The organism is Aureimonas sp. Leaf427 (assembly GCF_001425485.1).
Classification (GTDB): domain Bacteria; phylum Pseudomonadota; class Alphaproteobacteria; order Rhizobiales; family Rhizobiaceae; genus Plantimonas.
Genome location: NZ_LMQW01000002.1, coordinates 249919 through 275872 on the forward strand (window position 1 = coordinate 249919; position 25954 = coordinate 275872).

Consider the following 25954-nt stretch of genomic DNA (forward strand, 5'->3'; position numbering starts at 1 on the left):
TGTGCCGTCTTCGACGAGATTGATCTCCCCCCTTGAGGGGGAGATGCCTGGCAAGGCAGAGGGGGGCGCCTCGCGCCGCCCCTCAAGATTTCGAACTCAATCCTTCAGCGCGAAGGTCTCCAGCTTCCCGGCATTCTCCGCGTTGATCAGGATGCAGTCCATCAGCTGCTTCTCCTCGACGCCGGTCTTGCCGGTGTCGAGATAGAGCTTGGCCTGCTCGACCGCGAGCTGGGCCTGCCGGTAGGCGGGCTGGAGGACGGTGGCCTTGATGCCGCCGGCCTTGATCGAATCGCGCACGTCGTTGGAGCCGTCGAAGCCCACCACGATCACGTCCTTGCGGCCGGCCGCCTCCAGCGCCGCCCAGGCGCCCATGGCCATCGTGTCGTTGCCGGAGATGACGCCCTTGATCTCGGGATTGGCCTGCAGGATCGTCTGCATCTTCTCGAAGGCCTCGGTCTGGCTCCAGTTGGCCGACTGCTTGGCGACGAGCTTCATGTCGGGATACTGGTCGATCACGTCGTGATAGCCGCCCGAGCGGATGCCGGCATTGGTGTCGGCTTCGCGGCCGACGAGCTCGGCATAGGGGCCCTTCTCCTCCATCAGCTTCACGAACTCCTCGGCGCCGAGCTGCGCGCCCTGGTAGTTGTTCGAGACGATCTGGGAGACGGCGATGCCGGTCTCGTTGATCTCGCGGTCGATGAGGAAGCTCGGAATGCCGGCATCCTTGGCCTTCTGCACGGCGGCGGTCGTGGCGGCCGCGCCCGCATTGTCGAGGATGATGGCCTTGGCGCCCCGCGCGATGGCGGTGTCGAACATCTGGCTCTGCTTGTTGGCGTCGTCGTCGTGGACGAGGACCAGCGTCTCGAAGCCCAGCTCCTTGGCCTTGGCCACCGCTCCTTCGGCCTCGGCCTTGAAGAACGGGTTGTCGTGGCTGGGCGTCATGACCGCGATCAGGTCGGCGGCGGAGGCGCCGAGCGGTGCGGCGAGCATCAGGACGGCGCTCGCGGCCGCGGACATCAGCAGAGACTTCAACACGGAACAGGTCCTCCCATCGGTGGCGTCGAGGCCGACCCGCCGGCGGCCGGGCTGGCGCCACGTCCGGGTCCTTCGAGCCTCGAAAGAGCGGCGCGCCTCCCAGCGCTTCGATCCGCGAGGGGGACTATCTCCAGAGATCGCCATCTCGTCAACTGGTATGATGACAATATGAGACGATCGTCGAATGGGCTCGCGGGTATGGAGGACCGGACGCGCGTTCGGACATGCGTCGGCCCGGCCCGGCCCCGGCGGCGGGACGGCGGCGGCGCGGATCGGAACGGGTCAGGCGGCGGGCTGGACGGGAAGGTCGAGCGTGATCGAGGTGCCGCGGCCGAGGTCGGTGTCGATGCCGAGCCTGGCGCCCCAGGCGAGCGCGATCGCCATGACGATGGAGAGGCCGAGGCCGCTGCCGCCCGCCGAGGCATGGGTCGTGAAGAAGGGATGGAAGGCGCGCTCGGCCACGTCGGGCGCCATGCCGCTGCCGGTGTCGGAGACCGAAAGGCGCAAGAGTCCCGGCCCGGTCCCTTCCGGGTCCGCCCGGTGGACGAGGCTCACCGCGACGGTGCCGGCCCCGCCCATGGCGCGGCTCGCGTTGCGCACGAGGTTGAGGAGGATCTGCGACAGCTCCGCCTCCTCGCAGAGGACGCTCTCCTCCCCGCATTCGATCGACAGCGCGATCTCGACGCCCGGCGGCAGGATGGCCTTCAGGAAATCCACCGTGTTGCGCAGGAGCGGCGCGAAGACGAGGGCGCGGGGCGCCGGCGTGTCCTGGCGGGCCGTGGTCAGAATGCCGCGGACGATCGCGGCGGCCTGCACCGAGCATTCCACGATCATGGCGAGGTTGCGCGCGGCCTCGCTGCCGGGCTCGGCATCCTCCAGCACGAGTTCGCTGAGGCCGAGGATCGGCTGGAGCAGGTTGTTGATCTCGTGGCAGACGCCGCCCGCCATCTGTCCGAGCGATTCCAGCCGCTGGCGGTCGGCGTCGAGCCGGCGCTCGCGCTCCAGAAGCGCCTGACGCTTGGCGTCGGCGATCGAATAGGCGATCATCAGCTCGGAGAGGCAGGCCGAGCTTCGCCGGATCGCCTCCATCGTGGCATCGGGGGTGGATGCGTGGAGCAGCCCCTCCCCGGCCGCGCCGAGAAGCGCCTGCTCGTGCAGGCCGGAGAGCTCGACCAGCGGCACCGCGTCGGCCACGAGGGCGGCGCCGATGTCCTCGATCCGCAGGAGATCGGCCTCCTCCCCTTTCAGGATGTAGTTGCGCATCAGCGCCGCGTAGGCCCCGCCCTCGTCTCTCATGCGGGCACCCTGCGAAGGCGCGCGCAGACGATGGCGGCGTCGTCGCGCCCGGACCGCCCGCTTTCGATCACCGCCTCGGCCAGCGCTTCGGGATCGCCCGCCCGGCTCCGATGATCCCGGCCGAACTCCAGATGGGCGGGAAAGCCGTCGGTCCACAGGACGAGGAGATCGTCCTCGACGAAGGGCGCCTCGTTGGCGGCGGCCACGCGGCAGCCCGTGCCGACGATGCCCGGACGGGCCTCGAAGCGCGTGACCGCCTCGCCGACGAGCGCCATGCGCACGTTGCCGACGCCGGCGAAGCGCAGCGTCCTTCCCGCAAGGTCGATCCGCACGACGGACATGGCGGCCCCCCGGCTGTTGCGGATCGCGCCGTCCACCGCCGCGATGATGGCCTCCGGCGACAAGGCGCGGCAGGCGTCGGCCTTGGCCAGCGCCATGCCGGAGGCCCGTGCCGCGTCCGGGCCGTGGCCGAGGCCGTCGACGAGGCAGATCGTCCAGAGGGGGCCGTCGGACCACCAGGCGAAGGCGTCGCCGCAGGGCTCCGCGGGATCGAGCGACCGGAATGCGCCCGCGATCCGCATCAGCGCCAGAGCCTTGCCACGACCGTCGTTCCGACGCCCAGCTCGGAGGAGATGTGGAAGTCGTCGGCCAGGCGCGCGACGCCGGGCAGGCCCGCCCCGAGGCCGCGATTGGTGGAGTAGCCGTCGCTCATGGCGAGCGCGACGTCGGCGATGCCGGGCCCGGTGTCGGAGGAGACGACCTCGATGCCGACGCGGCCCGAGAGCTCGACGGGCGTCAGGCGGATGGTCCGGCCGGCCGCGGCGTGGAAGTGGAGATTGTGCGCGAGCTCCGAGACGATGGTCGCGAGGCGGTAGGACTTGGCGCTGCGAAAGCCGAGATCGTCGGCCAGCTGGCGCGCCCGCCGGCGGATGTCGGCGACGTCCAGCTCGTCCGCCACCTCCGCCACGATGTCGCCGATCAACGGCGGCGGCCCATCGTGATCTCGATGACGGTCCGGCCGGGCCGGCTGTCGATCGTCAGCTGGTCGGTCAGGCGCTGCACGGCGGGCAGGCCGAGGCCGAGGCCGTTTCCGGTGGAGAAGCCCGGCTGGAGGGCCGCTGCGACATCCGCGATGCCGGGCCCCTCGTCGGAGACGACGACGCGGATCAGGGTCTGCGCGCCCGGCGCGGCCTCTTCGTGGATGGTGCAGAGGCCGGTGCCGGCATGCTGCAGCGTGTTGCGCGCGAGTTCCGAGATGGCGGTGGCGAGGCGGGTCTGGTCCACGGTGCCGAAGCCGAGGGCGCGCGCGAGCTCGCGGCCGGCATGGCGGGCCGCGATGACGTCGCTCTGCGCCAGAATGGCGACGGTTGCATGGACGCGGGGGATCATGATGGGCTTCTCGGCCTCAAGCCCGTCGCCGCCGCCCCTGCCGCCGCCCCGTTCCGTTCCGTGATGGGTCGCATGGTCATTTCCCTGCCTGTCCGTTGCCGCGCTCGCGCGGTCCGTTCGTTCGACGGACCCGCCGTGTCGCGGTGCCGGACATGTCTGGGCGCCGGCTTCGGCCTTCCCTGCAGCTTCGATCCCGCCCGCGCGGCGCCGCCGCCGGCCCGGCCGGGCGGGCGCGGGTCAGCCGTCGCGCTCGTCGAGGATGGCCTTCAGCCTCTCGACGCCGGCCTCCAGGTCGATCGCGGTGTCGATGCCGATGATCTCGCGGCCCATCTCGACCAGCGTCAGCGCGACCATGGGCTGCATGCCGGTCAAGACGACCTCGCCGCCGATCAGCCGCGCCATGCGCGTCGTCTCGTTGAGGATGCGCGCGACGTAGGAATCGACGACGTCGAGGCCGGTGATGTCGAGCACGATGCCGGCGGCCTTGCCCTCCTTCAGCATGGCGAGGAGATCGCCCTGCAGCCCGACCGCCTGATCGTCCGTGAGGTCGGTCTGGATCGAGGTGAGGAGAATGCGTCCCAGGCGCAGGATCGGGATGCGGTTCATGTGCCGCCCGATCGGACCGCATGGTCGCCGACCTTCTGGCCGAGCATCCGCAGCGCCTCGACGAGGCCGAAATGCAGCGTGCCGCGGGTGCGGATGGCCTTCAGGTCGACGTCGAGCTTGACCAGCGTCTGCGCCGCGTCCGGGCTGATGCCGGTGAGGATCACCTGCGCGCCCAGCATGTTGGCCGCGCTCACCGTCTTGGTGAGGTGCAGGGCGACGCGCGTGTCGATCACCGGGACGCCCGTCACGTCGAGGATGACGACGAGGGCGCGGTCGCGCGCGATGGCGTTGAGGAGATCCTCCATCACCTGCTGCGCCCGCCGCGTGTCGACGACGCCGACCAGCGGCATGAGGAGGATCTGCGGCCAGACCTGGAGGACCGGCGTCGAGAGATCGACGATCGCCCGGCTCTGGCGCTCGATCATCGTCTCGCGCGTCGCGCCGTGGGCCTCGGCCGCGTCGATCGCCAGCCGGTCCACGATGGCGCCGATGCGCGCGAGCTCGGCGGTCAGCCGCCGGCCGTCGGCGGCGAAGGCCTCGACGACGAAGGGCGTCAGCGCATCGCGGAAGGAGAGGACGAAGCTCGAGGTCTCGCTCGGCGTCAGCCCCTCCCGCGCATGGGCGGCGCTGGCGCCGGCGGCGAGCGCGGTGAGGCGCGCGAAGCTGCGCGAGGTCTCGCCCGCCCCGGCCTCCTCGTCGCCGACATAGCGGCAGAGTTCGCTGAGGAACTCTGCCGCCTCGGCGCGAAGCAGGCCGGCGATCTGCGGCGAAGCGGCGTGCCTTGCGAGAAGCGCGGCCGTGTTCGCCTGCCAGGCGGCGACGATCTCGGCGCGCTGCGCGAGGAGGATCGCGCCGAGGGAGGAAGAGGTCTTAGACGCCAATGCAGTCACCTTTCGCGAGGCTTTGTGTCGAGGCGTTCGCCAGGAGATGCGAGACGGCCGCGACGAGCGCCGCCTTGGTGACGGGCTTCATGACGACATCGCTCGCGCCGACGCCGCGCGCGGCCTCGGCCGACGTGGAGAGGGGCGAGCGCGGATCGCCGCCGGTGATGGCGAGGATCGGAATGCCGGAATCGGCGCTCCGGGCGGATCGGATGAAGTCCAGGCCGTCGCCGGCCTGCATCCAGAGGTCGGTGACGACGAGATCGAAGCGCTGCCCCGAAAAGAGCCGCAGCCCTTCGATGCCCCCTGCGCAGTCCACGACCTCGTGCCCGGCCTTCTCGAGGAACTTGCGCAAGGTGATGCGGACGAGCACGGTGTCTTCGATCAGAAGGATGAGAGCCATGCGGCAGCCTCGTTCTCGTTCAAGGCCCGGCGGCTCGGTCCATCAGAACAGCTCGATCGCGGCGGTCTGGGGGACGGCATCCGATCCCTGGCCCTGCGCGGCGCGATGCGTGTTTCGTTGGCTATCCATAACATAGCCGGCGAACAGCGCATCAAGTTTGTGTGACATCGTGCCGGAATCCGCGGGCCGCTCCGCCCCTTCGAGACGCTCGGCCAGCTCGTCCATATGGCTCGTGACCATGGTCGACATGGTGTTCAGCTGCTCGATCTGCTGGCGCGTGATGTCCTGGAACTGGATGCTGCCCATCATGTCGAGGATCGGCCGGGCGATCGCCTCGTTCTCGGTCTCGACCTTCTGCAGCACGTCGCGCTGATGGGTCAGGAGCGTGGTGACGTTCTCGGCGAGGCAATCCAGCGTCTCGACGATGTGGCCGATCGAGCTCTGCTCCATGGTCGCGCGGCTTTCCGCTCGCTCCTGGAAGTCCACCATGACGGTGCGCATCAGCGTCTCGATGCGGGCGTGGATATCCTGCGAGAGGACGTGGACCTCCTGGGCGAGCGTGCGGATCTCGTTGCCGATCACCATGAAGCCCTTGCCGACGTCGCCGGCGCGCGCGGCCTGGATCGCCACGTTGATCGACAGCATCGTCGTCTGGCGCGCGATGACGCCGATCCCGTCGAGGGCGGTCGAGACGCTCTGCGTCTCCGCCTGGAGGCGAGCCCGCTGCTGCACCACCTGCCCCGCTTCCGTCGCCTGATAGGCGACGAACTGGCCGAGAAGATCGCGGCAGGCGCCGATCTGGCCCTCGATGTCGCGCACGACCTCGGCCACCTGATCGTTCGAGGCCGATTGCTGGATGAAGCTCATGAGGGCGTCGATCTGCCCGTCCACGCTCATCAGGCCGGCCAGGATCTTGCCGGCGGCCTCTTCGCTGATCTGCGTCACCGAGGACAGCTGCCGGCAGAGGATCTCGGTGAAGAGCGGATAGTCGCGCAACTCCGCGGCGACCTCGGGCGAGGCCGCCGGCATCGCGTCCGGCAGGGCTTCGGCCGGGACGAGCGCGACCACCGCCGCCGTCGGCCGGGCCTCGGGCACCGTCGATGCCGCGAGGGCGGACGCCTCGATCGGCGCGCGCGCCGGGGCCGGCCGGAGCCGCATCGCGAGCGCCGCGCCTACGAGGAGCGCGAGCGGCGCGATCAGCGGCTGGACGGCCGCCGGAACCAGCGGCAGGACGAAGACGCCGCCGACCCCCAAGACGAGCGCCAGCCCGAGCGCGGCGGGCCCGACCGCCCGCGCGGTCGCGGCGGCGTCCGATCCGGTTCCGGTCCTGAGAGATCGGAGCCGGGGCAGGCGCGCGCTCTCGGCGCGGCTCGGGGAGAGGGCGACCAGGGCCGACATCAGGCGGCCGGCAGCAACTGGCGGATGACCTGGAGGAGCGCCGGCGGATCGACGGGCTTGACGAGCCAGCCGGTGGCGCCGGCGGCCTTGGCGGCGCTGCGCTTTTCCGGCTGCGAATCCGTCGTCAGCACCAGCATGGGCACGAAGCGCGTGGCGCCCAGCCGCCGCAGCTTGCCGATCAGCTCGACGCCGTCCATTCCGGGCATGTGATAGTCGGTGATCACGAGGTTCGGCGCGAGGCCACGGCCGACCTTGTCCACGGCGATCTGCCCGTCGGCGGCCGTGTCGCACTCGTATCCGGCCTTTTTCAGGATGGTCGAAATGCTCGCCAGCATGGTCGGCGAATCGTCCACCAAGAGAATCTTCTTCATTTCGGAATCCTTTCCCTGTCGGAAGCAATCTGCCATTCAGATTTTAAAAAACCGTGATCATCCCTGCCTGTCTGCAAGTTTATAGATGGTCATGTCAGCTATCATCGCGATTATCATTTGAGCGTTTCGTAATAATGATGATCTTACATTCGAAATTTCGGAGAAGAATGCCGAGAATGGCGCGGTTCCGGCGGAGAGATGCTTAGATTTTCCAGAATCGGACGACGTCTTCCGCGAGAAGATCGTAGTCCCTGGCTCCGCGCGAGCTGCGGCGGTGGTCGTGGACCGGGCAGTGGCTGCCGAAGGCTTCGGCCAGCGCGACGTCGGTGCGGATGCCGCGAAAGATGCGTTCGTGGCCGAACTCCATGAGAAGCTCGGCCAGGATGCGCTGCTGGAGATGCATGCGGATGTCCACCTGGACGGGCACGATGGCGAGGTCGCGCAGGGTCGGATTGACGCCGAGCGCGGTCTCGAAGACGAGGCGCGAGAGCTGCATCAGGCCGTCATAGGTCAGATGCTGGAGCTGCGTCGGGATCAGCACGCCGCCGGCCGCCGCGAGCGCGGCGCGCAGCGGCGCCTCGGCCGCCGGCGGCGTGTCGATGACGACGGTGTCGTAGCGTTCGCCGAGCGTTGCGAGCGCCGCCGAAAGCCGCCTCTGGTCCTCGCTGGCCGAGCGCACGCGAAAGCTCCGGTCGGCGGGCAGAACGTCGACGCCGGCGCTCCGCGTCGGCCGGATCGCCCGCGCCATGTCGTGGCCGCCCTCGCCCAGGAAGTCGTGGGCGGTGAGGTCGCCCTTCGCCGCGAAGACGCCGAAGCCGAAACCCGCATGGCCCTGCGGATCGAGGTCCACGAGCAGCACGCGACGGCCGCGCCGGGCCAGCTCCGCCGAGACGTTGACCGCGGTCGTCGTCTTGCCGGTTCCCCCCTTGCAGTTGGCGACGGCGATCACGCGGCTCGGCATGGCGGTTCGTCCGTCAGGCCGGGCGCAGCGTGTCGAGGCAGGCGCCGAGCACGGGATCGACCTCGGCCGGCCGCGCGGCGAGCGTGCCGCCGGAGGCCAGGATCACCTGCACGATCGCCGTGTGCATGTAGCTCGTCCCCGACAGATCGAAGCGCGCGTCGCCGAGATCGCGCACGGCCTCGTGCAGCGCCTCGGCCTCCTCGATCGTGCAGGCGCCCTTCAGCGCGACCACGCCCTCCCTCACCTCGAACGGCATCACAGCATCTCCTGGAGATCGAGAATGAGAAGGACGCGGCCGTCGCCCAGAAGCGCCGTGCCGGAGAAGCCGGGCATGCCGTCGAGCACGCCCTCGAGCGGCTTGACGATGACCTCCATGCGCTCGCGGAACCCGTCGACGATGACGCCGACCCGCTCGCGGCCGATGCGCACGACCATGACCGCCTCGTCCCCGGCCGCCTCGCTCGCGCCCTCCTCCGCCGGCAGGTCGAGAAGCCGCGCCAGCCGCACGATCGGGATGATCGCGTCGCGCAGAACGAAGGTCTCCATGTCCTTGAAGCGGTGGATGTCCTCGGTCTTGAGGCGCACGGTCTCCACGACGAGATCCATCGGAATGCCGAAGATGCGGCCCTGGCAGTCGATCGTGACGATCCGCGTCACGGCCATGGTCAGCGGCAGGCGCACCACGACCGAGGTGCCCTGCCCGAGCGTCGATCGCAGCATCACGTCGCCGCCGGCCTTGACGACGGCCGAGCGCACCACGTCCATGCCGACGCCGCGCCCGGAGAGGTCGGAGACGACCTCCTTGGTGGAGAAGCCGGCGGCGAAGACGAGATTGGCCGCCTCCTCGTCGCTCATCTGCGCGGCCCGCTCGGCGGTGATGACGCCGCTCGCCACGCATTTGCGCTTGACCGCGTCCGGGTCGATGCCCTTGCCGTCGTCGCGCACCTCGATGACGACGAAGTCGTTCTCCTGCCGGGCCGTGATGCGCAGCGTGCCGTGTTCGGACTTGCCGGCCGCCAGCCGGTCCTCGGGCAGCTCGATCCCGTGGTCGAGACTGTTGCGCACCATGTGGATCAGCGGATCGGCGAGGCTTTCGAGGACGTTCTTGTCGGCTTCGGTGTCCTCGCCCTCGATGACGAGCTCGATCTTCTTGCCGAGCTTCCGGGAAATGTCGCGCACGAGGCGGGGGAAGCGCTGGAAGACCTGGCCGACCGGCATCATGCGGACCGACATCACGCCGACCTGCAGCCCCTGCGTGATCCGGTCGATGACGGCGAACTGGTCCTTGATCTCGCGGGCGACGGCGCGTGCGCCATGCACCTCTTCGGCGCGCGTCGCCAGATAGGAGAGGCCATTCTTGGCCACGATCAGCTCGGCGACGAGGTTCATGATGGAATCGATCTTGGACTGATCAATCCGCAGGACCCGGCCGACGGGCTTCACCTCCGGCGCCGCGGCCTCCGGGGCTTCGGCGGCGCGGGGCTCGGGCTCGGTCCTCGCCGCGACATCGGCCCTTTCCGCGGGAATGGGCGACGGGCCCGGTGCCGGTCCGACTTTTCCACCCTCCAGCCGCGCGACGACGGCGCGGAGCGCTGTGAGGTCGCCGGAGGCGCGCACGGGGGCGAGCGACGCCGCGACGTCGGCTTCGAGGTCGAGCCCGCTCGCCCGGCCGAGGCGCACCAGGATGGCCCCGACCGATTCCAGCCGCCCGCCCGCGACCGCCGCGTCGGTCTGCGTTTCCAGAACCGCGAGCTGCTCGCGGGCGACGGCATGGACGCGCCGACGTTCGGCGGGATCGGCCGAGGATGTGGCGGACGATACGGCCGGTGCCGGTGTTGGTATCGAGGCGGCGGCGGGCCGGCGGGGCGGCAGCACGCCGGTCGCCACGGCCTCGACCATGCGGGCGAGGAGGTCGACCTCGCCGAGGCCGGACGTGGCGAGGATCAGCTGGCACCAGCGCAGGGCCGAGGCCTGGAAACTGTCGCCGGCAACCATGCCGAGAAGGGTCGCGGCGGCATGGGCGAGGCTCGCGGCGTCGCCGGAGTCCAGATAGCCCTGCGCCAGCCGGCCGAAATCGCCGAAGACCGGGCCGCCCGCCGAGGAGCCGGCGGGGAGGGCGAGATCGGCCGCCTCGATCGGCCGGATCTCCACCGCCTCGGCGGCATAGCGCATGTGCTCCTCGATCCCGGCCGCCGAGGGGCGGCTGAGGATCTCGAAAGCGAGGATCGATGTCAGCGGATCGAAGCCCGCGAGATCGGGAAAGGCGCCGTCCTGGGGCAGGACGCGGAGGGCGAGAAGCCCCGGCGACTGGCGCACCATGGCCAGCGGATCGTCGCCCCGGAAGAAGCAGCCCTCGTCCGGCCGGAAGGACCAGGCGACGAGCGGCCCGGCCGACACGGCGGAGAAGGCGGCCATGCGGTCGGCCTCGGCGAGTTCGCCCAGCCAGTCCGGCGGCGGCAGAGGCGCCTCGGCCGTCGCAGCGCCCCCGGCGGCGCCCGTCTCCCTGGGCTCCAGCCATTGGCGCAGGACGGCGACGCGCTCGGCCATGGCGCCCTCCGCGTCCACCGGCAGCTTTTCGCGCGCCTCTAGCGAGTCGATCCACTGGCCGACGAGGTCGAGGCTGTCGAGGAGGCGGTCGACGATGTCGGGCGTCACCTCCAGCTGGCCGGTGCGCACCTCGCCGAGGAGGTCCTCGGCGGCATGGACGAGGCGGGTCAGCGGGGCGATGTCGAAGAGGCCGGAGGAGCCCTTCAGCGTGTGGACGGCGCGGAAGACGTCGTTGATGACGCTCTGCGAGCGGTGGTCGCGCTCCAGCGCGAGCATGCCGGTTCCTGCCTGCTCGAGAAGGTCGCGCGCTTCGGGGATGAATTGGGCGAGAAGCGCGTTCATGACAGCGTCCGTTGGGCAGGGGCCGCGCCCGTCACGAGGCGGACGATCGCGGCAAGTTCCGTGGGGTGAACCGGCTTCACCATGTAGATGTTGGCGCCGGAGGCGTAGGCCTTGGTCTGGTCCTCGGGCTTGGCCTCTGTGGAGATCATCACCGCCGGCAGCCCTTGCGTCTCGGGCATGGCCCGCATCTCCTTCAGGAAGGTGTAGCCGTCCATCCTGGGCATGTTGACGTCCACGAGAACGACGTCGAAGGCCTCCGACATAACCTTCTCCAGCCCTTCCAGGCCGTTGATCGCCTCGTCCACCGCGAAGCCTTCCGCTTCCAGCACCTCGCGGTAGAACATGCGCACCGTGCTCGAATCGTCGATGATCAGGGCGTGAGCCATGAATCTGCTCCTAAGCTTCAAGCCGGTTTTTGATAGACGATGGCGTCCGCGAACTTGCGCATGCGGAACAGGGACGAGATGCGGCTCATGGATTCGGAATGGCCGAGGCAGACGAAGCCGCCGGGCTTCATCGTCTCGAACATCGCCTCCGCCGCCTCCCGGCGCGACACGTCGTCGAAGTAGATGAGAAGGTTGCGGCAGAAGATCACGTCGATGTCGCGGAACAGCCGGTCCTTGGCCGCGTCGAGAATGTTGGTGCGCGAGAAGTGGATCGACTGGCGGATCGCGTCGATCACCTGCCGGTTTCCGTCCGCGACGGCGGTCGTGTACTTCGCCAGCGTCTCGTCCGAGACGTTCTGCAGGGCGCGGGCGGCATAGGTGCCGAGCTTGGCCCGGCGCAGTACCTCCGTGTCGATGTCGGAGGCGATGATCTCGATGTTGAAGTGATCGACCTGCTTCCAGTATTCGAGCAGGTAGAAGGCGATCGAGTAGGGCTCCTCGCCCGTCGAGCACGGCATCGACCAGATCTTCACCGTCTCGCCGAAGGTCCGCGTCTGCACGATCTCCGGCATCAGCGACTGCACGAGGCAGCGAAACTGGTATTCCTCGCGGTAGAAATAGGTCTCGTTGACGGTCATCGAATTGACGAGCGCCTGCATGGCCGCGCCGTTCGGCTCGAAGCAGACGGTGTGGAAGTAGTCGCGGAAATGCCGGAAGCCGCCCTCCTGCATCAGCTGCTGCAGGCGCTTGTCCACGAAGTAGCGCTTGTTGTCGGCGAACATGATGCCGGTCTTGCGATAGAAGAACTCGCGAAACGTCAGGAAGTCCGCTTCGCGGATGATCGGGGGCGCCTCGGTCGTCAGGGCGAGGGACATGGGCTCAGCCGATCCGCTTCAGGGCCGCGCGCACGGCGAAGGCGAGGAAGGGCGCGTCGGGAAACCGGTCCGCCGCCGACCGGATCTCGTCGGCCATGTCGGGCCGGCCGACCTCGGACAGGATGTCGAGCGCCGCCGCGCAGACATTGACGTTGCCGTCGGTGAGGAGAACCCGCAGCGCCAGGTCCGGCACGCGCGCGCTCTTCAGCTGGAGGGCGACGTTCATGGCGAAGATGCGAACGTCGGAATCCTCGTCGTCCAGCAAGGCCTCGATCTCCGGCGCGGTCGCCTCGCCCATCGCCTGGAGCGTCTCGATCGCCTCGTTGCGAAGGCCGGCATCCTCGCTGCGCAGGAGCGCGACGAGGGAGGCGACCGTCTTCGGGTCGGCGGCGCGGGCGAGGATCGTCATGATGCGGGCGCGGAGCCCGGCATCCTGCTCCTCACCGACATGGTCGGCGAGAAGCTCGGCCTCGCCGAGGCGCGCGGCCAGCAGAACCGCGTTCCGGCGGCGGGCGGGATCGCCGCAGGACAGATCGGCGCGAAGATCCGTCCGGTCGATCGAGGCGAGGATGCCGGCTTCGGGAGACGGTGCGGCGGAGGGGCGGACGAGGGGCACGGCGCTCACTTGCTCCAGGAGATCAGCTGATCGGCGATGCGGTCGGAGGGGAGGATCTTCTCCGCCCCGCCGAGCCGCACGAGTTCGGCGGGCATGCCGTAGACGATGGCGGTCGATTCATGCTCGGCGATCGTGTGTCCGCCGGCCTGGCGCAGCTCGGCCATGGCCTGCGCCCCGTCATTGCCCATGCCGGTCAGCTGCACGGCGACGAGGCGGCGCGGATCGAAGGCGCGCATGGCGGTGCGCACCAGCCGCTCCACGCTTGGATGCCAGAGATGGCTCGGCTCCTCGGCGGCGACGTTGACGACCGGCCGCCCGAGCCGCGTCTCGACGACGACGTCGGCATTGCCGCGGCCGATATAGGCATGGCCCGCCTTCAGCTGCGTTGGCCCCGAGACCTCCGTCACCTGGATGCGGCAGATCGAGTCCAGCCGGGCGGCGAAGGAGGCGGTGAAGGCGGCCGGCATGTGCTGGGCGACGACGATGGGAAGGGGAAAGCCCGCCGGCAGCTCGGGGAGGATGTCCTCGATCGTGCGCGGGCCGCCCGTCGAGACGCCGATGAGGACGAGGCCGGCGGCCGCCTCCGCGCTTGCCGGGCGCGGCTCCGGCACGGAGCGGGCGGCGTTGCGCACGCGCTCCACGAGGTTTCGCGAGCGGCGCGGCTTGGCCTTGGCGGCGGCCTTCACGGTCTGGACGAGGCGGCCGGCGATCTGGTCGATGTTGAGCGACACGGTGCCGCCGGGCTTCTCGACATAGTCGACCGCGCCGAGCTTCAGCGCCTCCAGCGTCACCTCGGCGCCGCGCGTGGTGATGGAGGAGACCATGACGACCGGGCGCGGCGTGTCCGTCATGATCGCGGCGAGGCAAGTGATGCCGTCCATTTCCGGCATGTTGACGTCGAGCGTCACCACGTCGGGGTTGAACTGGGCGATCTGCGCCAGCGCGTCGCGTCCGTTGCGCGCCGTCGCCACCTCGAACGTGCCGTCGGCCTCGAAGATCTCGCGCAGGTATTTGCGCATGAGCGCGGAGTCGTCGACGATGAGGAGCTTGGTCATGCGGGTGTCTCTTTGCCCCGCCGCGCTCGGCGTTCGTGGCGGATGCTGGGATCGAACGGGCGCCGGCGTCGATCCGGCCCGGCGGGCGGGCGGGATCGACGGCCGGGCGCCCCCTCCCCCGCCCTCAGGCGGCGGCGCGCAGTTCGGAGGTCTCGGCGCGGTCGAGCAGCTGCTCGACGTCGAGCATGAGGATCATGCGCTTCAGCTCCACGATATTGGCGATGCGCGAGATCGCGCTGCCGTGCTGGAGCGACATGTCGGGCGCCGCCGAGATGGCCGAGCGCGAGATCTTGAGGACCTCGGACACGGAATCCACGATGAAGCCCGTGCGCATGCCCTGGATCAGGAAGACCATGATGCGCTGGCGGTCGTTGCGCTCCAGGTTCGGCAGCGCGAAGCGGCGGCGCTGGTCCACGACCGGCAGGACCGCGCCGCGCAGGTTCACGACGCCCTCGATGAAGGACGGCGCCTTGGGCACGCGGGTCAGCTGGTCGGGGATGCGCACGATCTCCTGGACCGCCTCGATCGGCACGCCGTATTCCTCGTCGGCGACGCGGAAGACGACGAACTGCTCCTCCTCGTCGAGCGGCGCGGCATGGCCGCCGGCAGGTCCCGTCATGTCGCTCTCCGTGTGTTCGATCGAGGCTTGGGCGAGGGCGTCCCGAACCGCCGTGTCGTGGAACAGCCGGTCGGGGCGCAGGATGGAGACGAGCCGGCGCCCGTTGTCGATGCGGCAGATCTGGTCCACCTCGTCGGAGGAGCCGCCGGCCGCCAGCATGGGCGGGATCGGATCGACCAGCGAGCGCTGGACGCGCAGGACCTCCTTCACCGTGTCGGTGACGAGGCCGACCGCGTGCTCCACGCCGCCGGTGCGATGGGCGACGACGACGATGCGGCTCTGCTCGCCGAGCGGGGCGGACATCATGCCGAACATGGAGCGCAGGCTGAGCAGCGGCAGGAGCCGGTTGCGCAGGTTCATCACGCCGAGCACGTGGCCGGGCGAGCGGGGGATCGCGTTGATCGTGCCCGGCACCTGCACGATCTCCTGCACGCTCTCGATCGGCAGGGCGTATTCCTGCCGGTCGAGCTCGAAGGAGACGAGCTGCAGCTCGTCCGAGACCATCTCCACCGACGCGCTCTCGGCGGCGGGACCGCCGGCGTCGCGGGCCTTGCGGCCCGTGCCGCGGTCGGCGGCGGAGCCGAGCTGCGCGGAGAGGCGCTCGGTGTCGAGGATCATGATCATCGACTGACCGCGCTTGATGATGCCCTCCAGGAGATCGCTCTCGATGGCGGACTGGCCGGCGATCGTCTCGATCTCGCGCGGCTCGGCGGTGACGACGCGGGCCATGCGGTCCACGACGAAGCCGACGAGGCTGCCCCGGTTGATGACGACGACGCGCGTGGCGTCGTCGTGGACGCTGTCGTCGAGATGGAAGACGCGCCGGAGGTTGATGATCGGCAGGACCGATCCGCGAAGGTTGGCGAGCCCTTCCAGGCTCGACATGGCCATCGGAACCTCGACGATCGTCGGCAGGCGGATGATCTCCTGCACGTCGGTGAGGGGAACGGCGAAGATCTCCTCGCCCATCTGGAAGGTCACGAACTGGCGCGCGACGGCGCCCTGCGCGTGCAGGCCTTCGCCGAGCTCCGGTCCTGTGGGCGGCGAGCCCTGCGGGGGAAGGCCCGCGCCGCCTTGCGTGCTGATCGACATGGGGCTTGTCTCCTCGACGCCGACCGTCAGCTCTGGCTCTGCAGTTCGTCGGCGAGGGAGGCGATCTCCTCGATCGCGGCGGCCAGCTCCTCGGCGCCCTTGGCCTGTTCCTTGGCGGCCTGCTGGGCCTGGCCGGAGGCGGTGGCGGCCTGCTGGGCGGCGGCGGTGATCTGCTCGATGCCGCGCTTGGCCTCGCCGAGCGTCTGGACGATCTGCCCGCTGCCTTCCAGGATTTCGACATTGCCGGAGACGACGAGGGCGAGATCGGCCTGCACCGTCTTGAGGTTCGCGGTGATGGCCTTGTTCTTCTCCACTTCCAGCGCGGCGGAGGAGGAGATGTTGCCCAGATCCATGCGCACGACGACGATCTGGTCCTGGATGGACTTCACGAGATCCTTGATGCGCTCGGCATTCTCGGCGGAATCGCGGGCGAGATTGCGGATGTCGGTCGAGACGACCATGAAGCCCTTGCCGAACTCGCCGGCGCGCGCCGCCTCGATCGAGCCGTTGACGGCCAGCATGTTGGTCTGGATCGCGACGGTGGAAATGGCGTCGACGATCTTGTCGATGCGCCGGCTGACCTGCTCCAGCGCGTTCACCTGATCGCGCGTCCGGTTGGTGTCCTCCAGCGAGGCGGTGACGCCCGCGATGAGCTGATCGACGGCGACGCTGTTCTCGTCGGTGCGCTTCAGCATCGCCTCGCAGCGCTCGACGGCCTCCTGGGCGCGCTGCTGCGTGATCGTCGAGCCGTGCTCGATCTGCGTGACGGCGGCGGAAGACTGCTGGGCGCCCGAGGACTGCTGCTGCGAGCCGCGGCTGATCTGGTCGAGAGCCGTCATGATCTGGCCGGCCGCGCGGTTGATCTCCTCGACGGCGGAGGACAGTTCCTCGGCCGAGGAAGCGACGCCCTCGGCGCTCTTGCCGACATCGGTGGCGTTCTTGAGGTCCTCGGACAGGGCGGACAGCTCGTTGGAGGCCTGATCGCTCTGCGAAAGCGCGGTCGTCTGCTGGTCGATCGTCTTCAGCGCCTCCTCGCAGGCCGCCGACTGCTCCTCGGCGGCGGCGGCGATGGCTTCCGCGCCCTTCTGCGCCTCGACCGAGGCCTTCTCGCTCTCGGCGGAGAGGCGCACGATCTCCTCGGCGCCGGTCAGGATCTGCCCCATGGCCTCGCGGATCTGGCCGAGCTGGGTGGAGACGTTGCGGCCCTTCTCGACCTCGGAGCGGGCGGACTCGGCGGCGCGGTTGATGCCTTCCGCGATCGTCTTCACGTCGCCCTGGATGGCGCCGATCAGCTGCTGGATCTCGCTGGCGCTCTTTTCGGAGGTCTCGGCGAGCGTGCGCACCTCGTCGGCGACGACGGCGAAGCCCTTGCCGTGCTGGCCGGCGCGGGCGGCCTCGATGGCGGCGTTCAGCGCCAGGAGATTGGTCTGGTCGGCGATGCGGCCGACGGCGCGCACGATCTCGCCGATGCTGGCGGCCTGGCGCTCGAGCTCCAGGATCATGGTGACGGAGGCGGTCTGGCGATCCGCCGCCATGCCGATGCTGTCGACGCTGGAATCGATCTGCCGGGAGAGGTCGCCGACGAGCTGGCGCAGCGACTGCGTCTTGTCGCGCGAGGACTGGGCCGTCGCCTTGGCCTGCACGAGCGTGCCGACGATCGCGGTGACGGCGCGGCGCGATTCCTCGGAGGCGCTGGAGGCTTCCTCGGCGCCGGCGGCGATCAGCTCCATCGCCTTGCGCAGCTCCTCGGCGGCCGAGGCGGATTCGCTGATGCCGCTGGCCAGCTCGGCCGTCGCGCTGGCGATGCGCTCGGCCGACTTCTGCTGGCGGGCATGGGTGCGCACGTTGCGGCGGCTCTCGTCGGCGAGGCGGGACAGCCGACCGAGACTGGCCTCGTCCGCGCCGAGCGCAGTCTTCTGAATCCCGCCGAGCGCGCTTTTCTTCACGAGTGCCATTCTGGGTCTCCGATGGCCGCGTCGGCGCGGCTCGATATGAAACGAAAACGAGGAAGCCGCCGACCCTGCCGGCGGGATGTCGTTGGACGAGGGAATGCCATCGACGGCGCTCCGCATCCGGAGCGTCGCCTGAATTTCGGGACGCGAGGGTCCCGCACCGCCGGAGGGCGGTCGCCGTCCGAAAGCCTTCTAATGTCGGGAGGGGCGCAGGGCATTCACGCTTGCGCCGGCGTGCCGTCCGCCGCGGGCAGAACGGGGCGCGCAGGCTTTTCGAGCCGTCCGATGGGGTATTGGTGTCTTGCCGTCGTCGGCGGGCCGATAGGAGATATCGACCGTCTCTGCTCCCGAAACCTTGTAGCTCACAAGGTCTTTGAAAAGAGTTAACCAATGGTTAACGCAAAGTCGAAAGCGCGGCGGTTTCATGAAAACGAAGCAGAGCCTTGACGAAGGACAGCTTGAAATTAATAACTATTGCGAACGGACATGCGTAAGAACCTCGCCCTGATGATAGGGTGGGCGCAAATGGGCCGCCGGGGGAATTTTCGCAGCGGCGAAAACATGAATGTGCGCTGCAAAAAGACACGAATATCAAGAAACGATACAAGTGTCCTATTCTAGACTGTCGAGACCTTGCGCTGACGAGCCTGAAGGCGGCCGGTTCGGTGGAACGCGGGGGGCCGAGCCGTCGCGCTTCGGCGGCCGGCCGAGCCTCTGCCGAGCCGCCGCCGCCCGCAATCCGGCCCGCGCGCGGCCCGATGGAATTGCGGGACCCGCTGATCATCAAGGCGCAGGTCGATCGCGACGAGGGGGGATGGATGGTGGTCGCCGGGACGGATCGCGCCGGGGAACGTCGGGCGCCCGATGGTCGGCCCGAGGGAGCGACATCTCGCGCAGCCGGCCGGCTTCGCATCTTGCGCTTCGCGTCGACCGGTCGCGGGCCATGCCGTCCGGCAAGGTGGACCCGGCCCACACGACGCACGGCTTCGCCCGCCTCGCGACGGCGCCCGCCATCGGGACGAAGCGGGTCGGCATCGGGCGGGGGGTCGTCGTTTTAGACGCAGGAAGGCGGGAAACGAGGCGCGGCCGGCCGAAGCCGGCGGGGCGCGATCAGGCGTCCGCGTGCAGCTCTTCCGCCGCGAGGTCGGCGGGCGTGCGGGCCTCGCCGGTGGAGACGGCGTCGATCAGGAGAATAATCTGCTTCTTGATCTCGGCATTGTCGATCCGGGCGATCTTCTCGAGAACGCGCAGGTCGAGCTTGCTGAAGAGTTCGCCCGTATCGGGAATGGTGAAGGACTTGGAATCGCTCTCGGCCGTGGTCTCGGCGAAGAAGGCCAGAATATCCACGTCGAGCGTCTTGGCGATGTCATGCATCATGCTGGCGCTGATGCGGTTCGTGCCCTTCTCGTACTTCTGGATCTGCTGGAAGGTGATGCCCACGGCATTGGCGACCGAGGTCTGCGAGAGGCCTCGCAGCATGCGCAAGCGACGCACGTTCTGTCCGACGCGCAAATCGACGGGGTGAATGTCATCGCTCATGTTCAGTCCTGTGGGCAACTCATCAGCATATCGGCTGAAAGATAAGCTTACACTCCTTTCCCCAACTATTGAAGGCGGCTGCTTGTGAAATGCTGGTGCACGTCTACGTCCGCGGACAGATCGGTGCGGATCATGCCATCCTTGCTGGACTGGGCGGTGCCGGAATGGGCGGTGCCGGAATGAGGGGCGTCGAAGGGGGCGGCGCTGCGGGCCATGTCCATTCTGGCAATGGCTTGGCGAAGCAGGTCGGCGACCGATGGCAGGCTCAGGTCCTCCGCTTCGCGCTGCGCGTAGATCAGCATGGAGCAGAGGGCATCTCGATCGGACATGAAGGGCGGCTCCGGAATCGGGAAAAAGTCCCGCCTACGGAAAGCGCAGCTTGCGTGACTCCAGCGTGACAGAGAGGCGACGCCGCTCGCCGGCCGATCGTCGCATCCTGTCCCCTCCCCCGCTGCCCCTGCCCCTGCCCCGGGCGGTCACTGTCACTTCGGCAAGGCGAGCCGCTCGATGGCGAGGAGAACCTCGCTCCGGCTGCGGCCGAACATCTCGGACCAGCGCGCGAGCGCGCCGCGACGGCAGAGGGCGGCGGCGGCCAGCGGCGCGATCGGCGGTGCGAGGCCGAAGCCGGCGACGAGGGCGGGCGCGAGGGCCGCGGCCGCCGCCACAGGGCAGGCGAGCCGCGCGGCGCCGAGCAGCCGCTCGCGGTCGAGATCGTCGTCCGCCTCGCGGCCGGCGATGAGATCCTCGATCTGCCGCTCCAGCCGGTGGACCAGCCGCTTCCCCAGCCGCTCCAGCCCCGGACGGGCCGATCGTCCGCCGACGGGCGGCGCCGGCAGGACCGGCCAGGGAAAGGCCCGGCCGGGATCGAGCCTCAGCGTTTCCGCGCGAAGGCCGATCTCCATGAACAGCGCGCTCTGCGACCAGAGCCCGACCAGCTCGCCGATCGCCACCCGCGCGGCGCCGTCCTCGCTCTCGCCGTCGGTCGTCTCCGGCGGCCGGATGGGCGCGGTCATCGGTCAGCCGTCCGCTCGGGTCGCGGTGCGGCTCGGCCGGGCTCGGGGCGCGTCATGCAGACCTCCGTCGTTCGCCTGATTCCCCGACGGTCCGGTCGCAGAGCGGCACGGGGCTCCGGCGGCCGGGCCGCCTTCCCTGCCCTTCCCCGCCCTGGCCGGCTCGACAAAGGTTCGCGTCTCATCCGTCTTTGCGCCTCTCCGCGTCACAGAAACGTGACGATCCCGCCCGGCAAGGTCGCCAAGGCGTCGCGCGACGCGTCCATCGTCCGCTGCCAGGCTTGCGTCGGCGAAACGGCGAAAGCGGGGCGTGGGTCGGCGCGTTCGTCCGGCATCGCGGCCATCGCGGCGACGAGACGAAGCGCGTCCTGCCGCTTCACGCTGGTCCGCCGGTCCTTCAGCCGGCGAAGCGCCTCCTGCGCCCGGGCTCCGCCGATGCCGGCGCCGCGAAGGACGGCGCTCCAGGTCCGGTCCTTGAAGAAGAGCCGCTCGGCCGAAGCGATCAGGCGCGCGGCCTCTCCGGCGTCGACGAGGCCTGCCGCCTCGAGCGCGGCGATCGCCGGCGCGCAGTCGACGAGCGCCTCGGTCACGGGCTGGAAGCCGAGTTCGGCGGGCGCGTGAAGCTGGGCGACCGCCGCGTCGTCGTCGAGCGTGCCCTCGATGTAGCGCCGCGCGACCTCGCCGATCGGCACCATGCCGAAGCCGTGGCACTCGGCCGCCCGCAGCGCGCCGAGCGAGGCCGCGCCGAGAACGTGGACCCCTTGCGAGAGCGCGAAGAGAATCTCCTTGTGCCAGACGGCGGCGATGCTCTCGTAGAGCCCGTCCACCAGCCCGATCACGGTCGCGCCCTCCAGCACCGCCGACTGCAGATCGCCCTGCGCCGCCGGCGCACGGCGCCGGATGCCGCGCTCGTCGGCGGGCGAGGCGCCGTGAAGGCTGGGCCCCGCGAAGAGGATCTTCACCACAGGCGCATCATCGCGGAAGCGATCCTCGGGCCGGGGCGCCAGTTGCGGTTGGCCGGGCGGTCCTCCAGCTGCGGCGCGAAGAGCTTGACGACGGCGATGCCTTGTCTTGCACCGCCGAGGACGGCGAGCGGCAGGTCGGTGATGCCGGCGCGCGCGAGCTTTTCCGTGACGGCATCGAGCAGCGAGCGCGGGGAGACGGCGCCCTCCGGCCGGACCGAAGCCGGCACCGGCGCCCGCGCGGGGCCGGCCTCCTCCAGATAGAAGCGGAGGCCCGGGCGCAGCGGCTCGTCGTATTCGGCGGGGTCGATATCGTCCCGCGCGCCCGCGATATTGGTGATGCGCGTCTGCGCGGCCTCCGTGATCGCGCGGATCGCCGCCACGGCCGCGAACGGGTGGCAGCCGACGCCAGCGGCGAGATCGAGCTGGAGCCGGACGGGACCGCGCGCCTCCCGGATGGTCGCCTGGACGACGGGAATGCCGAGGCCGGTCGTCAGGTCGAAGAGATCGAGCTTGAAGCCGGCCTCGCGGATGCGGCGGGTAAGATCGTCGATGGCCGGGCTCTCGAAGGCGGCGGGATCGATGCGCGCGGCGCCGATGCTGCGCCCGGCGCGAAAGGTCAGAAGCGTCAGCGCGTCGCGCTCGACGAGTTCGCAAAGGGCATGGAGCACCGCCTCGTCCTCGTTGTTGCCGGAGGCGAGGCCGTTGGACGACCGCGACAGGCCGCCATAGACCTCCTGCGTCAGATCGAGCCGCGCGGCCTCCAGCGGGATGAACACCGTCTCGCCGCCGATCAGCTGCCGGCCCGCCAGCCAGCCGATGGGCTCGTCCGCCGGGATCGCGGCGCCCTCCGCCAGCAGCCGTGCCGGATCGAAGACGCGGTGGCCGGCGGCCAGGAGATCGGCCTTCGCGGTGATGACGACGTCCGCGTCCGGCGCTTCCGCGATGGCGAACTCGGCCGCCTCCATCAGCGCGGAGGCGCGCGCGGCATGGTCGTCGGTGCCCTTGCCCTGGTTGACGGCGAGCGAGAGCGAGTTCGGCCGCATGGCCGCCCAGACCGGAATGCCGATCCGGTCGAGCCCGGTCTGGCAGGCCAGCCGCGATATGCCGAGATCGGCCAGATGGGGCCGGAGCCCGCGAACCGTCTCGGACGCTTCGCGGATCCGGCCCCCCAGAGGCAGGGTGCCCGCCAGGGTCACGAAACGGCCCCGCCGCGCGCATCGAAGCCGCCGGGCGAAACGCCCCGCCGGCGCGAGCCGCTGCCCTGAACCCGGGCGAATGCCGGAGCAATCCTTCGCGACATGGCGAGCCCCTTCCGATCAGTTGCCGGTCAGCTGCCGGGCCGTCGGCATCGGGGTGGCCAGCATGCGGCTGGTCAGCATGCGTGCGGTCGCGTCCTCGCTGGTCGAGGCCGCGATGGCGACGTCGACGTTCTTTTCGATGGAGAAGCCGTTCTCGCGAGCGGCCTCGATCGTCTGCGTGTCGAAGCCGCCGGCCTCGCCGCGTGCCAGCGGCTGGACGGTCCTGGCGCCTGTGTCGACGAGCCAGAGGTCTGAATTGCCGGTCTCGCCGACGATGAAGATCGTTGCCATGCCCGTTGTTCCTTCTACGGAGGGGGGGTCATACCGGGCGCCCGCGACGGAGCCTCCCGATATTCGTGCGCGCGACCGTCCGGCGCCCTCGGGTCGTGCCGCGGACGTTCGCGATGTCTCGAAGGGCTGGAAGTGGAGGGTTCTAGTGGAACCCGGCCTTCCGCAAGGCCCCGGCATAGTGGGCGACATGGTCCTTGGAGCGCAGCGGGATCGTCTCGATCCAGTCGTCGATCCTGAACAGGGGCTGGTCCTCCAGCGCCTTGGCCACGAATTGGGCGGCTTCGGTGGGGCGCCCGGCCATGACGAGGCAGGCGGCCGTCAGCCGGTTGACCGGATCGCGCCGCTTCATGCGCCCGAGCTGGGCGAGCGCGCCGTCATAGTCTTCGAGCATGAAGAGCGTGCCCCCGGCCTTCCAGAGATAGTCGTCGGGCGGCAGCGGGTTCAGCTCGATCGCCTTGAGGATGCGCTGCAAGGCGGGCTTCAGATCGGAGGAATGGGTCAGCGCGTCCGCATGTTCTGCCAGGATGTCGGCATGATGGGGCGCCAGACGCTCGGCCCGGCCGAGGCCCTCGACCGCCTCGTCGAGCCCGCCGAGATAGAGCGACGCAGTCGCCACCTCGCACAGAGCCTCGCCGCTGAACGGATCGATCTCGACCGCGCGTTGGGCGATCTTCTGCGCCTGCCGCAGGAGATCGGGTTCGGTGCGCGCCAGGAGAAACCATTCCACGATCAGCGTGCGCGAGAGCCCGTTCAGCGCGGGCACGAAGGTCGGCGAAAGGGCCGCGCTCTCGGCGAAGACGCGCCGCGCCCGGCGCGTGCTGGGCAGGTCGAGAACCCGCATGTGCTCGCGCGCGCGCAGGTAGAGAGCATAGGCGCCGGGATCGCACAGCATCTCGAAGCGCCGAAGCTCCGCCTGTTCGACCCCGTCGGCCAGCGCCAGCGTGATCGACTGCGAGAGTTCGCGATGGTGCTCGGCCGGCGCGCCGGCCAGAAGATCGTAGTCCTGCGCCCAGAGCGTCAGCCGGTCGCCGGATCGCACGAGCTTGGCCACGAGCCGCGTGCGCCCGGCGAAGGCGCGCACGCTGGTCTCGCCGAAATAGTCGATCCCATAGGCATCGCGCGCCACGCCGGCATCGGAAAGCTGCCAGGCCGTGTGCGGCGCGATCACCGCCAGCGAGCGCAGGCGGCAGAGCCCGAGGCTCACATCCTCGATCAGCGCCTCCGCCAGATGCTGCGCCTCCGGCGGCGCGCCGCCGGCGGGCGGCATGAGAAGGCAGACCTTCGGCACGGCGGCCGCCGCGATCGTCGAGGCCGCCACGGGCTCGGCCGGGCGCTCGGAGGCGGGCGCGCTCGGCACCGCCGGATAGGGCGCCAGGGAGGCGCGCCGGGTGAGGCCCGCGACGAAGGCCGCCGTGCGCTCGTCCGGCGCCGTGCCGAGATCGGCGGCGAAGCGCGCGCGCATGTCGTCGTAGATCGCGGCGGCCGAGGCGCTCCCCTGCCCGTCCGCCGCCAGCTCGATCAGCGCGCGCCAGGCCTCCTCGCGATAGGGATCGCCGAGAAGGAGATGGCGCAGCGCATCCTCCGCGGCCCGGCCGCGGACGAGGCGGGCGCCCGCCAGCGTCAGATCGCAGAAGCGCTCACGCAGCCGGGCCCGATGCCCGGCGATGTGGGCGCTCAGCGTCTCGCCGCAGCCGGCGAGGTTCTCCATCAGATCGCCGCGATAGAGCGCCCCGAGCGCGGCGAGCTCGCTTGCGTCCTTCGGCACGCCGAGCGTCATGAACCGGTCGAGATCGCAGAAGGGCGCGGTGGCCGGGCGGGGCAGCCGCACCTCGGCGCGGGTGATCACCAGCAGCTCCGCGCCGAGCTCGGCCTGCCGGCTCTGGATGCGCAGGAGAAGCTGGCGGAGATTGGCGAGCGCCCCGGACTGATGGGCCTCCTCGTACATCCAGGCCGCCAGCGTCGTGCGCGGCGCCCGGCGATCGAAGGCGAGGCGCAGGAGCGCGGACAGGACGAAGACCTTCTGCGGAACGGCGACCGTCTCCTCGCCCCATTGCAGCGCTGAGTTGCCGAACAAGAGAAGGGACCGTCGCCCGCCGTCCATCAGATCGCCGTCGAAAGAGTTGAGCCTGCCGGATGTTTACCAGCATAAAGTGTTGTCGAAAAGGGGTTTCTCGCAATGGGGGTGCTCGAAAGCTCCGCTAGTCAGATATACAACCCATAAGTGCATTCTTGTTCGGTCGTCGAACCGCTCCGGCACGCCCAGCCGCCAAGGCGGGGTCGGCGCCGCCACGGACGCCGGCCCGCCACCGCCGATCGGACGACGGACGCGCCTATATATAGGAGGAGCAGACGCCGGCTCTCCCGCCAGGGTCCTCTATGCGTGAGGCTCACATTGCGCCAACGGACTCCCGACCGGCTCTCACCATCCGCGAAATTCGCGCGATCCTTCAAAACAGGGTTCTTCTCCCCTGCGGGGAGAAGTGGCCGGCAGGCCGATGAGGGGCATGCCCTCGCCGTACGGACAAACCGGAACGCCGACCGAAGGCCTCCCCGTCTGAAGGCCCCTCATCCCCCTGCCGGGACCTTCTCCCCGTGGGGGAGAAGAACGCTCGTCTCCACCATCCCGGCTTTCGGTTCAAAACCCCTCCCCCATCGGGCGCTCGTATCCCTCATATCGGATGGGCCCTTACAGAGAACCGGCATCTCCAGAAAGAGGCTCGCCAACCCCGCCAATGCTTGGCCAAAGCGCAGAATGTGCGCCTTTCCCTCTCCGGCCGCCCTGGTGATTTTCAGTGCACCAAGTGCCAATTTCCTATGCTGCCGACCTCCAAGGCAGGGCCTCCGCGACGTCCGCCAAGAGGGCGCCGAGGTGTGCCTTATCGTTACGTCACCGACATCATTTCAAACCGACGACGCCATTTCCCCAGTAAAATCAGCCACTTCCGTTTTTTCTCCGATTTCTGACGATTCTGCATTTTTGGCGGTTGACGGTTTGGCGTGGGTTGTCCTATAAACCGCTCATCGACG

Annotated in this window: 26 protein-coding genes; all 26 read right to left on the bottom strand. The window is 69.6% G+C overall.

Annotation, left to right across the window (positions count from 1 at the left end; all coding sequences use genetic code 11):
* Window positions 1-96: 96 nt before the first annotated feature.
* Window positions 97-1017 (bottom strand): D-ribose ABC transporter substrate-binding protein, encoded by a 921-nt coding sequence (locus ASG62_RS03770; RefSeq protein ID WP_056698409.1) that lies wholly within the window; start codon window positions 1015-1017, stop codon window positions 97-99.
* Window positions 1018-1317: 300 nt separating this feature from the next.
* Window positions 1318-2331, bottom strand: coding sequence for a sensor histidine kinase (locus ASG62_RS03775; RefSeq protein ID WP_056698411.1), 1014 nt, complete (start codon window positions 2329-2331; stop codon window positions 1318-1320).
* Window positions 2328-2912 (bottom strand): SpoIIE family protein phosphatase, encoded by a 585-nt coding sequence (locus ASG62_RS03780; protein ID WP_056698414.1) that lies wholly within the window; start codon window positions 2910-2912, stop codon window positions 2328-2330. Before ASG62_RS03780 ends, ASG62_RS03775 begins: the two co-directional genes overlap by 4 nt.
* A complete protein-coding gene (locus ASG62_RS03785) occupies window positions 2912-3313 on the bottom strand; it encodes an anti-sigma regulatory factor (RefSeq protein WP_056698417.1) in 402 nt (133 codons plus the stop codon). The genes ASG62_RS03780 and ASG62_RS03785 overlap by 1 nt, the downstream gene beginning before the upstream one ends.
* On the bottom strand, window positions 3310-3720 hold the full coding sequence (locus tag ASG62_RS03790; protein WP_056698421.1) for an anti-sigma regulatory factor: 411 nt from the start codon (window positions 3718-3720) through the stop codon (window positions 3310-3312). Before ASG62_RS03790 ends, ASG62_RS03785 begins: the two co-directional genes overlap by 4 nt.
* 237 nt (window positions 3721-3957) lie before the next feature.
* Window positions 3958-4326 (bottom strand): STAS domain-containing protein, encoded by a 369-nt coding sequence (locus ASG62_RS03795; protein ID WP_056698423.1) that lies wholly within the window; start codon window positions 4324-4326, stop codon window positions 3958-3960.
* A complete protein-coding gene (locus ASG62_RS03800) occupies window positions 4323-5207 on the bottom strand; it encodes an STAS domain-containing protein (RefSeq protein WP_156381949.1) in 885 nt (294 codons plus the stop codon). Before ASG62_RS03800 ends, ASG62_RS03795 begins: the two co-directional genes overlap by 4 nt.
* Complete coding sequence (locus tag ASG62_RS03805) at window positions 5197-5610, bottom strand: response regulator (protein ID WP_056698430.1); 414 nt, start codon at window positions 5608-5610, stop codon at window positions 5197-5199. Before ASG62_RS03805 ends, ASG62_RS03800 begins: the two co-directional genes overlap by 11 nt.
* 42 nt (window positions 5611-5652) lie before the next feature.
* Window positions 5653-7008: a methyl-accepting chemotaxis protein gene (locus tag ASG62_RS03810; RefSeq protein WP_056698434.1), complete on the bottom strand. Its 1356-nt coding sequence runs from the start codon at window positions 7006-7008 to the stop codon at window positions 5653-5655.
* Window positions 7008-7379, bottom strand: a complete 372-nt coding sequence (locus ASG62_RS03815; RefSeq protein ID WP_056698437.1) for a response regulator — start codon at window positions 7377-7379, stop codon at window positions 7008-7010. The genes ASG62_RS03810 and ASG62_RS03815 overlap by 1 nt, the downstream gene beginning before the upstream one ends.
* A 202-nt stretch (window positions 7380-7581) precedes the next feature.
* A complete protein-coding gene (locus ASG62_RS03820) occupies window positions 7582-8340 on the bottom strand; it encodes a ParA family protein (protein WP_056698441.1) in 759 nt (252 codons plus the stop codon).
* A 13-nt stretch (window positions 8341-8353) separates the two neighbouring features.
* Window positions 8354-8596: a hypothetical protein gene (locus ASG62_RS03825; RefSeq protein ID WP_056698445.1), complete on the bottom strand. Its 243-nt coding sequence runs from the start codon at window positions 8594-8596 to the stop codon at window positions 8354-8356.
* Window positions 8596-11229 carry a chemotaxis protein CheA gene (locus ASG62_RS03830; RefSeq protein ID WP_056698448.1) on the bottom strand — a complete coding sequence of 878 codons (2634 nt, stop codon included), beginning with the start codon at window positions 11227-11229 and terminating at the stop codon, window positions 8596-8598. Before ASG62_RS03830 ends, ASG62_RS03825 begins: the two co-directional genes overlap by 1 nt.
* Window positions 11226-11615 carry a response regulator gene (locus ASG62_RS03835; protein WP_056698451.1) on the bottom strand — a complete coding sequence of 130 codons (390 nt, stop codon included), beginning with the start codon at window positions 11613-11615 and terminating at the stop codon, window positions 11226-11228. The genes ASG62_RS03830 and ASG62_RS03835 overlap by 4 nt, the downstream gene beginning before the upstream one ends.
* A gap of 17 nt (window positions 11616-11632) precedes the next feature.
* The gene (locus tag ASG62_RS03840) at window positions 11633-12490 is read right to left on the bottom strand and encodes a CheR family methyltransferase (protein ID WP_056698455.1); all 858 of its coding nucleotides are present in this window, start codon (window positions 12488-12490) and stop codon (window positions 11633-11635) included.
* 4 nt (window positions 12491-12494) lie between these two features.
* On the bottom strand, window positions 12495-13115 hold the full coding sequence (locus ASG62_RS03845; protein ID WP_056698458.1) for a HEAT repeat domain-containing protein: 621 nt from the start codon (window positions 13113-13115) through the stop codon (window positions 12495-12497).
* Window positions 13112-14161, bottom strand: coding sequence for a protein-glutamate methylesterase/protein-glutamine glutaminase (locus ASG62_RS03850; protein ID WP_056698461.1), 1050 nt, complete (start codon window positions 14159-14161; stop codon window positions 13112-13114). Before ASG62_RS03850 ends, ASG62_RS03845 begins: the two co-directional genes overlap by 4 nt.
* 124 nt (window positions 14162-14285) lie before the next feature.
* Window positions 14286-15872 (bottom strand): chemotaxis protein CheW, encoded by a 1587-nt coding sequence (locus ASG62_RS03855; RefSeq protein ID WP_082537435.1) that lies wholly within the window; start codon window positions 15870-15872, stop codon window positions 14286-14288.
* Between the two features lie 26 nt (window positions 15873-15898).
* Window positions 15899-17827, bottom strand: coding sequence for a methyl-accepting chemotaxis protein (locus tag ASG62_RS03860; protein WP_056698463.1), 1929 nt, complete (start codon window positions 17825-17827; stop codon window positions 15899-15901).
* Between the two features lie 1107 nt (window positions 17828-18934).
* On the bottom strand, window positions 18935-19363 hold the full coding sequence (locus ASG62_RS03865) for a helix-turn-helix domain-containing protein (protein ID WP_056698466.1): 429 nt from the start codon (window positions 19361-19363) through the stop codon (window positions 18935-18937).
* 65 nt (window positions 19364-19428) lie between these two features.
* Window positions 19429-19665: a hypothetical protein gene (locus ASG62_RS03870; protein ID WP_057180295.1), complete on the bottom strand. Its 237-nt coding sequence runs from the start codon at window positions 19663-19665 to the stop codon at window positions 19429-19431.
* Between the two features lie 180 nt (window positions 19666-19845).
* Window positions 19846-20376, bottom strand: coding sequence for a hypothetical protein (locus ASG62_RS03875; RefSeq protein ID WP_056698470.1), 531 nt, complete (start codon window positions 20374-20376; stop codon window positions 19846-19848).
* A gap of 203 nt (window positions 20377-20579) precedes the next feature.
* Entirely contained in the window at window positions 20580-21335 is a 756-nt protein-coding gene (locus tag ASG62_RS03880; RefSeq protein ID WP_082537447.1) for a TfuA-like protein, read from the bottom strand.
* Window positions 21332-22534: a YcaO-like family protein gene (locus ASG62_RS03885; RefSeq protein ID WP_056698476.1), complete on the bottom strand. Its 1203-nt coding sequence runs from the start codon at window positions 22532-22534 to the stop codon at window positions 21332-21334. The genes ASG62_RS03880 and ASG62_RS03885 overlap by 4 nt, the downstream gene beginning before the upstream one ends.
* A gap of 120 nt (window positions 22535-22654) precedes the next feature.
* Complete coding sequence (locus ASG62_RS03890; protein WP_056698478.1) at window positions 22655-22927, bottom strand: hypothetical protein; 273 nt, start codon at window positions 22925-22927, stop codon at window positions 22655-22657.
* Window positions 22928-23069: 142 nt separating this feature from the next.
* A complete protein-coding gene (locus tag ASG62_RS03895) occupies window positions 23070-25001 on the bottom strand; it encodes a BTAD domain-containing putative transcriptional regulator (protein WP_162246999.1) in 1932 nt (643 codons plus the stop codon).
* Window positions 25002-25954 lie beyond the last annotated feature (953 nt).

What these genes read in the sequence shown, in the direction of transcription:
- ASG62_RS03770 (WP_056698409.1), bottom strand. Translation starts at nt 1,017, where the DNA reads ATGTCCGCGGCCGCGAGCGCCGTCCTGATGCTCGCCGCACCGCTCGGC.
- ASG62_RS03775 (WP_056698411.1), bottom strand. Translation starts at nt 2,331, where the DNA reads ATGAGAGACGAGGGCGGGGCCTACGCGGCGCTGATGCGCAACTACATC.
- ASG62_RS03780 (WP_056698414.1), bottom strand. Translation starts at nt 2,912, where the DNA reads ATGCGGATCGCGGGCGCATTCCGGTCGCTCGATCCCGCGGAGCCCTGC.
- ASG62_RS03790 (WP_056698421.1), bottom strand. Translation starts at nt 3,720, where the DNA reads ATGATCCCCCGCGTCCATGCAACCGTCGCCATTCTGGCGCAGAGCGAC.
- ASG62_RS03795 (WP_056698423.1), bottom strand. Translation starts at nt 4,326, where the DNA reads ATGAACCGCATCCCGATCCTGCGCCTGGGACGCATTCTCCTCACCTCG.
- ASG62_RS03805 (WP_056698430.1), bottom strand. Translation starts at nt 5,610, where the DNA reads ATGGCTCTCATCCTTCTGATCGAAGACACCGTGCTCGTCCGCATCACC.
- ASG62_RS03810 (WP_056698434.1), bottom strand. Translation starts at nt 7,008, where the DNA reads ATGTCGGCCCTGGTCGCCCTCTCCCCGAGCCGCGCCGAGAGCGCGCGC.
- ASG62_RS03815 (WP_056698437.1), bottom strand. Translation starts at nt 7,379, where the DNA reads ATGAAGAAGATTCTCTTGGTGGACGATTCGCCGACCATGCTGGCGAGC.
- ASG62_RS03820 (WP_056698441.1), bottom strand. Translation starts at nt 8,340, where the DNA reads ATGCCGAGCCGCGTGATCGCCGTCGCCAACTGCAAGGGGGGAACCGGC.
- ASG62_RS03825 (WP_056698445.1), bottom strand. Translation starts at nt 8,596, where the DNA reads ATGCCGTTCGAGGTGAGGGAGGGCGTGGTCGCGCTGAAGGGCGCCTGC.
- ASG62_RS03830 (WP_056698448.1), bottom strand. Translation starts at nt 11,229, where the DNA reads ATGAACGCGCTTCTCGCCCAATTCATCCCCGAAGCGCGCGACCTTCTC.
- ASG62_RS03835 (WP_056698451.1), bottom strand. Translation starts at nt 11,615, where the DNA reads ATGGCTCACGCCCTGATCATCGACGATTCGAGCACGGTGCGCATGTTC.
- ASG62_RS03840 (WP_056698455.1), bottom strand. Translation starts at nt 12,490, where the DNA reads ATGTCCCTCGCCCTGACGACCGAGGCGCCCCCGATCATCCGCGAAGCG.
- ASG62_RS03850 (WP_056698461.1), bottom strand. Translation starts at nt 14,161, where the DNA reads ATGACCAAGCTCCTCATCGTCGACGACTCCGCGCTCATGCGCAAATAC.
- ASG62_RS03855 (WP_082537435.1), bottom strand. Translation starts at nt 15,872, where the DNA reads ATGTCGATCAGCACGCAAGGCGGCGCGGGCCTTCCCCCGCAGGGCTCG.
- ASG62_RS03860 (WP_056698463.1), bottom strand. Translation starts at nt 17,827, where the DNA reads ATGGCACTCGTGAAGAAAAGCGCGCTCGGCGGGATTCAGAAGACTGCG.
- ASG62_RS03865 (WP_056698466.1), bottom strand. Translation starts at nt 19,363, where the DNA reads ATGAGCGATGACATTCACCCCGTCGATTTGCGCGTCGGACAGAACGTG.
- ASG62_RS03870 (WP_057180295.1), bottom strand. Translation starts at nt 19,665, where the DNA reads ATGCTGATCTACGCGCAGCGCGAAGCGGAGGACCTGAGCCTGCCATCG.
- ASG62_RS03875 (WP_056698470.1), bottom strand. Translation starts at nt 20,376, where the DNA reads ATGACCGCGCCCATCCGGCCGCCGGAGACGACCGACGGCGAGAGCGAG.
- ASG62_RS03890 (WP_056698478.1), bottom strand. Translation starts at nt 22,927, where the DNA reads ATGGCAACGATCTTCATCGTCGGCGAGACCGGCAATTCAGACCTCTGG.